Source organism: Dubosiella muris, assembly GCF_004793885.1.
Lineage (GTDB): Bacteria > Bacillota_I > Bacilli_A > Erysipelotrichales > Erysipelotrichaceae > Dubosiella > Dubosiella muris.
Window position 1 is genome coordinate 71,849 of record NZ_SRYG01000013.1, and the last position, 6,805, is coordinate 78,653.

The window sequence follows — 6,805 nt, forward strand, 5'->3', positions numbered from 1 at the left end:
TTGCGCGAATGGAAACGTATGCCAAAGAAATATTGGAGAATCTGCCGCGCCCATCCTACAATAAAAGAGAAAAAGAAAGAAGAGGAAAATGTTTATGGAATCTTTGTTTCCTTCCCCCAAAAAACTCGGTTTTGGATTGATGCGGCTGCCCCTGACCGATCCGGACGACGCCGCCAGCATCGACCTGGCCCAAACGAGCCGGATGGTCGACACCTTTTTAGCCAGCGGCTTCACGTATTTCGACACCGCCTGGATGTATTGCGGCTTCGAGTCCGAAAACGCCGTCCGCAAAGCGCTGGTCGAGCGCCATCCGCGCGACGCCTACACGCTGGCGACCAAGCTACATGCCGGCTTCCTGCATACGAAAGAAGACCGGGATCGTATTTTTAACGAGCAGCTTCGAAAGACGGGCGTCGAGTTTTTCGACTATTACCTGCTTCACGACATGGGAAAGGACCACTTTGAAAAATACACCGCCCTGGACTGCTTTGACTGGATCGTCGAGAAAAAGAAAAAAGGCCTCGTCAGGCACATTGGCTTCTCGTTCCACGATACCGCCGACGTTCTCGACCAGGTTTTGCGCGCGCATCCGGAAATGGAATTCGTGCAGCTCCAGCTGAACTATTTGGACTGGGACAGCGCCGGCATCCAATCCAGACAATGTCTGGAGGTGGCCCGCAAACATGGCAAGCCGGTCATCGTCATGGAGCCGGTCAAGGGCGGAACGCTCGCGAAGCTGCCGGCCAAAGCGGAAGCCGCCATGAAAGCCCACGCGCCCGAGCTTTCCATTCCAAGCTGGGCGATCCGGTTCGCCGCCAGCCAGGAAGGCGTCGCGATGGTGCTTTCGGGCATGAGCACGCCGGAACAGCTCGAAGACAACCTTTCGTATATGAAAGACTTTGTGCCGCTCACGCCGGCCGAAGAACAAATCGTGAAAGCAGCGGCCGACGCCATCAACGAAACGATCGCCGTGCCGTGCACGGGCTGCTCGTATTGTACGGATGGATGCCCGATGCGCATCAACATTCCTAAGTATTTTTCCTTGTACAACGCCGATCTTCAGGAAGTTGAAGAAAAAGGCTGGACCCCGCAAGGCGAATACTACGACCGGCTCACGCAAAGTTTCGGCAAGGCGAGCGATTGCGTGGCGTGCGGCCAGTGCGAAGGCGTTTGTCCGCAGCATTTGCCGATTATCGAACACCTTAAAGAGGTGGCGGCCCATTTTGGAAAATAGCAAGCACAGCGCGGTCTGTGCTTTTTTTTACTTCCAAGAAAAAAAGATCCCGATAAACGGGATCAAATCAAATTGTTCAAAACCGGAAACCGCTCCTTGCCGCGCACGACCAAAGAGGCGAACAGCTGCGACAAGGCGAGCGTCGCGAAGTAGACGACCAGATTGGCATCGGGCAGCAGCAAAAACAAGATGCGCACAAACAAGATATGCGACGTGTAAATCAGCAAGGAGTCGTAGCGCATAATCGTGTACTGCCGCCGGTACGGCATGCGTACCGCGAGCAGCCCGTTGACAAGAAAGTACGTCGCCGGCACGAGCATGAGGAACATGCAGCTTAAATCGTACATGATGCCAAGGCGGATATACAGCGTCACTTCCGCCACGAGCAGCACGAACGAAATCAGGAACGCCAGCATGCTCGCCCGGACTTGCAGGCGCCTCGTTCTGGCCAGCAGCAGGCCCAGCGCCAAATAGATCGGTCCGAAAAACAAGCCGTTGCGGGCGGTGCCCATCGTCTTTGTGAAAAAACCGTAAAGAATCGACACGTACGGCAGCTTCTCCCAAAGCGGCGCGTACACGTTGATCAAATACCCAGCCAAATACAAAGCCAGCGCCAGCTTCAGCGTAAAGCCAAGCCCTTTGCGGGTGTAGCTCATGTAGACGATCCACATCCCGACGATGAGCGCGGGAAGAAACCATAAATGATAGTAGCTTCCGGTCATCACAAAATCCCGGATGTACGCGAACACATCCAGAAACGAGAAGCCCTGGCTGGCGTAGTTCCAAATCACATACGGCAAGTAGATGACGGACCAAATCAAATACAGCTTCAGGATCCGCCATTCATATCGCTTGAAGTGCGCCTCGTTGGCTTCCTCCTCGTCCGGATCCCATTTCCGAAAGAAGAAAAAACCGGAAACCACAAAGTAAAACGGCACTGCAAGCCGGCAAAGCGTTTGAATAAAATACGTGTTGAACGTTTCAGAGATGCCCGCAAACGGATACACATGAATGCAGACGACAAGAAGCGCGGACACGTAGCGGGCGATGTCGATCGCCGCGTATTGTTTTCCCCTCATTTTCACCCCTTGTTTATTGTTCTCTTTTTTTCAGACGCGGCATTCTGGCCGCGATTTGCGACAGCGTTTCGTTGTTGATCGTATGCGCCAGCCGCGACAAGCGGTCGATCGTCATCTTGTGGCCGTTTTGCTCGCCCACCAGACAGACGACGTCCCCTTCCTGCACGTTTTCCACCGCGGTCACATCGACCATGCACTGATCCATGCACACGTTTCCGACCAGCGGGCATGGCACGCCATGGACAAGCACCTGGACGCCCTGATTGGAAACAAGACGCGGCAAGCCATCCGCGTAGCCAATCGAGATCGTGGCGATTTTTGTCGGCTTTTCCGCCTTGAAATGACGGCCGTAGCTGACCGTTTCCCCCGGCTTGAGCCATTTGACGACGCTCACGTTCGCCCATACGGATAAAATCGGAATAAAGTCCGGCGCGCTGTTGATTTCGATCGCGTCGTCGCTTGTCACCCCCATATATAACAACCCCGGCCGGCAATAGTCGTAGCCTAGATCGTGGTAGTTGAGAATGCCATAGCTGTTTTGGATGTGGCGCGCGCCCGGGTCGATGCCTTCGGCGCGCAGCCGCTCGACGGCTTCGTCGAACAAGGCGATTTGACGCTTCGTAAACGACAAGGCGTCCTCGCCCAAATCGTCGCTCACCGGAAAATGGCTGAAAATGCCTTCGACGCGTACATGGTCGAGCCGGTACACGTCTTTCAGCTCGTCAAAATGCTTGTGATCGGGCTGGTAGACGATTCCGGTGCGGTTCATTCCCGTGTCGATTTTGGCGTGCGCCCGAAACACGACGTCGTTCGCCTCGCCGTATTGTTCCAGCTTTTTGGCGTAGGCGCAAGAAACAAGCGACTGAATCAAGCCGTATTCCGCCAGCTTGTCAAAATGACGGGGCGGCGTGTAGCCCAAAATCAGGATATCCGCCTCGATGCCGCCCTCGCGCAGCTCGATCGCCTCGTCGATGCTGGAAACGCCAAAGATCTCGATGCCGCATCGCGTCAGCGCCTGGGCGCAAGCCAGCGCCCCGTGGCCGTAGGCGTTCGCCTTGACGATACCCATGATCTTCGTGTGGCCCACTAGTTTTTGAATTTCTTCCACATTGTGCGCGATGGCGTCCAGGTCGATTTCGCACCACGCGCGGCTGTACGATTCTAGCATGCGCTCACCTGACGCTCCATCGCCAGCGCGATGAGCCGGTCAATCAAGTCGCTGAATCCCAATCCGGCTTCCTGCATCATAGTCGGATAGCGCGAGGTCGCGGTAAAGCCCGGAATCGTGTTCAGCTCGTTGAGCACGATGTCGCCGCCAGTCACAAACATGTCGACGCGCGCCAGTCCGGTACAGCCCATCGCGCGGTACGCGTCTTTGGCCAGCAGCCGCGCCTTTTCGAACAATTCATCGTCCAGGCGGGCGGGGCAGTGGATTTCGGCGCCTTTCATCGCGTACTTGCCTTCAAAGTCGAAAAACGCGCTTTCGATCTCGATTTCGTCCACGCTGCCGGTTTCGACGACTTCGTTGCCCATGACCGCGCAGCCGATTTCAAAGCCGTCGATCGCTTTTTCCACCAGGATCTTTCCCCGGCCGTCATAGAAAAACGCGTCTTCGCACGCCGCGGCGAACCCGTCCTCGTCTTCCACAAAATGCACGCCGTAGCTGCTGCCCGCGTTGCATGGCTTCACGATCCACGGCAGCGGGATCCGCTCTTGGATTTGCGCGAACGTCGGCTGCGGCTGTCCTTTTTTCAGGCACACGTAATCCGCGCACGGAATCGACGCCTCGTCGCATAAAATATGCATGATTTCCTTGTCCATGCACATGGCGGAAGACAAAATATCGCATCCGACATAGTGGATGTTCATCATTTCGCACATGCCCTGCAGCGCGCCGTCTTCGCCGTTTTTGCCGTGCAGCACCGGGAAGATGACATCCAGAGGAATGAAGATCTGGTTTTGCAGATCATAAATTCCCTTGTGCACCCAGGCGCAAGGATGGACGTACTCCTCCTTTTTCCATTCATCGTGCTCGATCGCCTCGACCGGTCCGGTGTACAAAAAGAAATGACCGGTCTGGTCGATTCCGATGCACGTCATATCATACTGGTCGGCATGGATCTGGTGCAAAAAGCTGCCCGCCGAATGCAGCGATACCGAATACTCGCTGCTTTGGCCGCCAAACACGACTCCCAACTTCAATTTAGACATTTTTAAATCCTCCACTTAATTGCGTGACGATCGAGTCCATGCTCATCGCCCGACTTCCTTTAATCAATATCACAACATCGTCTTCGAGCATCGAAGACAGATGATCCACAATTTCCTCTTTTGTTTCAAACCACGTTCCGCCCGATCCAAACGCCTGCGCGGTGTGTTTTGAAAGCGGTCCGAACGCGTACAGCAGGTCGACGCCTTTTTCGCGCGCGTACGCGCCAATTTGCCCGTGCAGCTCGTTTTCCTGCCGGCCCAGATCGAGCATGTCCCCGAGCACGGCCACGTGTTTCTTTCCGTCGATAGCCATCAGCGTGTCGATGGCCGCCCGGGCGCTTTCCGGATTCGACTTGTAGGAATCGTCCAAAACACGCGCGGCGCCAAGCTGTGTGAGCGCGGTGCGCATCTTCGTCATTTCCAGTTCGGCCAGTCCTTTTTGGATGGACTCGTCCTGGATTTCGCACGCCTTGGCCGCCATGATGCATGGCAGCGCGTTCATCGCCTGGTGGTCGCCCAGGGCGCGCAACGCGATCTTTCCGTCCAGCAGCGAAGTCGAAAACTCGATGCCGCCGGCTTTATACGCGATGCCGGAAACGATTTTCCCGTCGCCCGTTTTCCCGAACGAGCGAATCGTCTTGGATCGGTCCAGCGACTTTTCACGAAGAACCTCGTCGATTTCCGGGCAGTCCTTGTTGTAGAGGAAAAGCCCGCCCGGGCGCAGTCCGTCGTAAATTTCGCATTTGGCTTCGGCGATTTGTTTTTTACCGCCCAGATTTTCCATATGGGCCGATCCAATCGTCGTGATGATGGCGATATCGGGCGCCGCGATCTGGCAAAGCTCCGCGATTTCCCCTTTGTTTTCCATGCCCATTTCCAAAACGGCCACCTCGATGTCTTCGTCAAAATCGAGCACCGTCAGCGGCAAACCGATTTCGTTGTTGCGGTTTCCCTGCGTTTTCTGCGTCTTTTTTTCTTGCGAAAACACGCTATACAGCATGTCTTTGCAGCTTGTTTTTCCATTCGAGCCGGTCACGCCGATCACAAGCGGATGCAGCGTGTCCAAATACGCTTTCGCCAGCGCGGCGAGCGCCTGCTGCGTGTCTTCAACCAAAATCAGCGGCAACTGATCCGGGTATGGCGTATGGTCCTTTTGCCAAAACGCCAACGCGGCGCCGTTTTGCGCCACCTGCTCGATAAATGAATGCCCATCGACTTTTTGACCGAGGATCGGGACGTATAAACTGCCCGGGCGCACTTGCCGGGAGTCGATCACGACGCCTTCCACTGTCGTGTCCTCTTTATAGGTTCCATACACCGGCGCTTGCATGAGTCCGGCAATTTCAGAAATCGTTTTTTTGATCATAATTTATGAGCCTCCATTTGGAAGTTATTATAACACAGCGCACGGGAAATGGGACGACCAATCTTCGATGTCATTTTTCCCGTATTTTTGCTGCTTTCTGTCGATAAAATCGGCTTTTTCTTATTTTTTCGGTCGAAAAGCGCAAAAAAAATCCTTTTTTTTGGTCTATCTCCCCACAAAAACAACCATTTGCTTCGATTCACATACTTTCCCATAAAGTTCACATAAATCATTCCCCGCCTTATGCTATACTGTTAATCAAGCAAGGAAATAGAAGGCCTTGCCGGTATGATGTCATATAATGATATTCATACTATTTTCTATCCCCTTAATTTTTGAGAAGCCAGGCCTCCCCTTAGCCTGGCTTTTCATCGTTTAAGGCGGCATTCAGGAGGAGAGAGAAAATGTGTATTTTTTGTGAAATCGCAAACGGCACCATTCCTGCCAAGCGCGTGTATGAAGACGACCAGGTCATCGCGTTTTTAGACGTCGCGCCAACGAGCTACGGCCACACCCTCGTCGTGCCCAAGGCGCATATCGACTCGTTTTTGGACTGCGATCCCGCCACGCTTCATCATGTGATGGACGTCGCGCAAAAGCTGGCCCGCCAGCTTATGTCGAATTTAAACTGCGACGGAATCAACGTGTTGACCAACGCGAAAGAAGCGGCCGGCCAAACCGTTCCGCATTTCCACGTTCATTTGATTCCGCGCTATGAAGATTCTGCCAAAGAAAACGTCAAATTCCAATTCGGCGAGATCGGTGCGTTCGACTTCGATCAGCTTGTCGCCAACATTACCCGTCCGGTTGAATAAACCGGATTTTTTTTTAAAAGAAAAAGATCAGCTTGGCTGCTGATCGGTTCTTACAAAAAGTTTGTAACGCTTGGATAAAGCCATTATTGGAGATGTCAGA

6 protein-coding genes are annotated in these 6,805 nt (G+C 53.9%); 2 read left to right on the top strand and 4 right to left on the bottom strand.

The genetic code is table 11. From position 1 onward, the window contains the following. Positions 1–94 precede the first annotated feature (94 nt). Positions 95–1,234 (top strand): aldo/keto reductase, encoded by a 1,140-nt coding sequence (locus E5336_RS07385; RefSeq protein WP_135980473.1) that lies wholly within the window; start codon positions 95–97, stop codon positions 1,232–1,234. A gap of 62 nt (positions 1,235–1,296) precedes the next feature. On the opposite strand, the gene E5336_RS07390 is transcribed toward E5336_RS07385, so the two are convergent. From E5336_RS07390 to E5336_RS07405, 4 genes are read right to left on the bottom strand one after another with little or no spacing between them, the layout of a single operon-like run. Next, a complete protein-coding gene (locus tag E5336_RS07390) occupies positions 1,297–2,313 on the bottom strand; it encodes an acyltransferase family protein (protein ID WP_135980474.1) in 1,017 nt (338 codons plus the stop codon). A 13-nt stretch (positions 2,314–2,326) separates the two neighbouring features. Further along, complete coding sequence (alr, locus tag E5336_RS07395) at positions 2,327–3,481, bottom strand: alanine racemase (protein ID WP_135980475.1); 1,155 nt, start codon at positions 3,479–3,481, stop codon at positions 2,327–2,329. Continuing rightward, on the bottom strand, positions 3,475–4,524 hold the full coding sequence (locus E5336_RS07400) for a D-alanine--D-alanine ligase family protein (protein ID WP_135980476.1): 1,050 nt from the start codon (positions 4,522–4,524) through the stop codon (positions 3,475–3,477). The genes alr and E5336_RS07400 overlap by 7 nt, the downstream gene beginning before the upstream one ends. Further along, positions 4,517–5,890 (bottom strand): UDP-N-acetylmuramoyl-tripeptide--D-alanyl-D-alanine ligase, encoded by a 1,374-nt coding sequence (locus E5336_RS07405; RefSeq protein WP_135980477.1) that lies wholly within the window; start codon positions 5,888–5,890, stop codon positions 4,517–4,519. Before E5336_RS07405 ends, E5336_RS07400 begins: the two co-directional genes overlap by 8 nt. A 404-nt stretch (positions 5,891–6,294) precedes the next feature. Here E5336_RS07405 and E5336_RS07410 point away from each other — a divergent pair, with 404 nt between their 5' ends. Continuing rightward, positions 6,295–6,705 (top strand): HIT family protein, encoded by a 411-nt coding sequence (locus E5336_RS07410; protein WP_135980478.1) that lies wholly within the window; start codon positions 6,295–6,297, stop codon positions 6,703–6,705. The last annotated feature ends 100 nt before the right edge of the window (positions 6,706–6,805 follow it).

What these genes read in the sequence shown, in the direction of transcription:
- E5336_RS07400 (WP_135980476.1), bottom strand. Translation starts at nt 4,524, where the DNA reads ATGTCTAAATTGAAGTTGGGAGTCGTGTTTGGCGGCCAAAGCAGCGAG.
- alr (WP_135980475.1), bottom strand. Translation starts at nt 3,481, where the DNA reads ATGCTAGAATCGTACAGCCGCGCGTGGTGCGAAATCGACCTGGACGCC.
- E5336_RS07390 (WP_135980474.1), bottom strand. Translation starts at nt 2,313, where the DNA reads ATGAGGGGAAAACAATACGCGGCGATCGACATCGCCCGCTACGTGTCC.
- E5336_RS07405 (WP_135980477.1), bottom strand. Translation starts at nt 5,890, where the DNA reads ATGATCAAAAAAACGATTTCTGAAATTGCCGGACTCATGCAAGCGCCG.
- E5336_RS07410 (WP_135980478.1), top strand. Translation starts at nt 6,295, where the DNA reads ATGTGTATTTTTTGTGAAATCGCAAACGGCACCATTCCTGCCAAGCGC.
- E5336_RS07385 (WP_135980473.1), top strand. Translation starts at nt 95, where the DNA reads ATGGAATCTTTGTTTCCTTCCCCCAAAAAACTCGGTTTTGGATTGATG.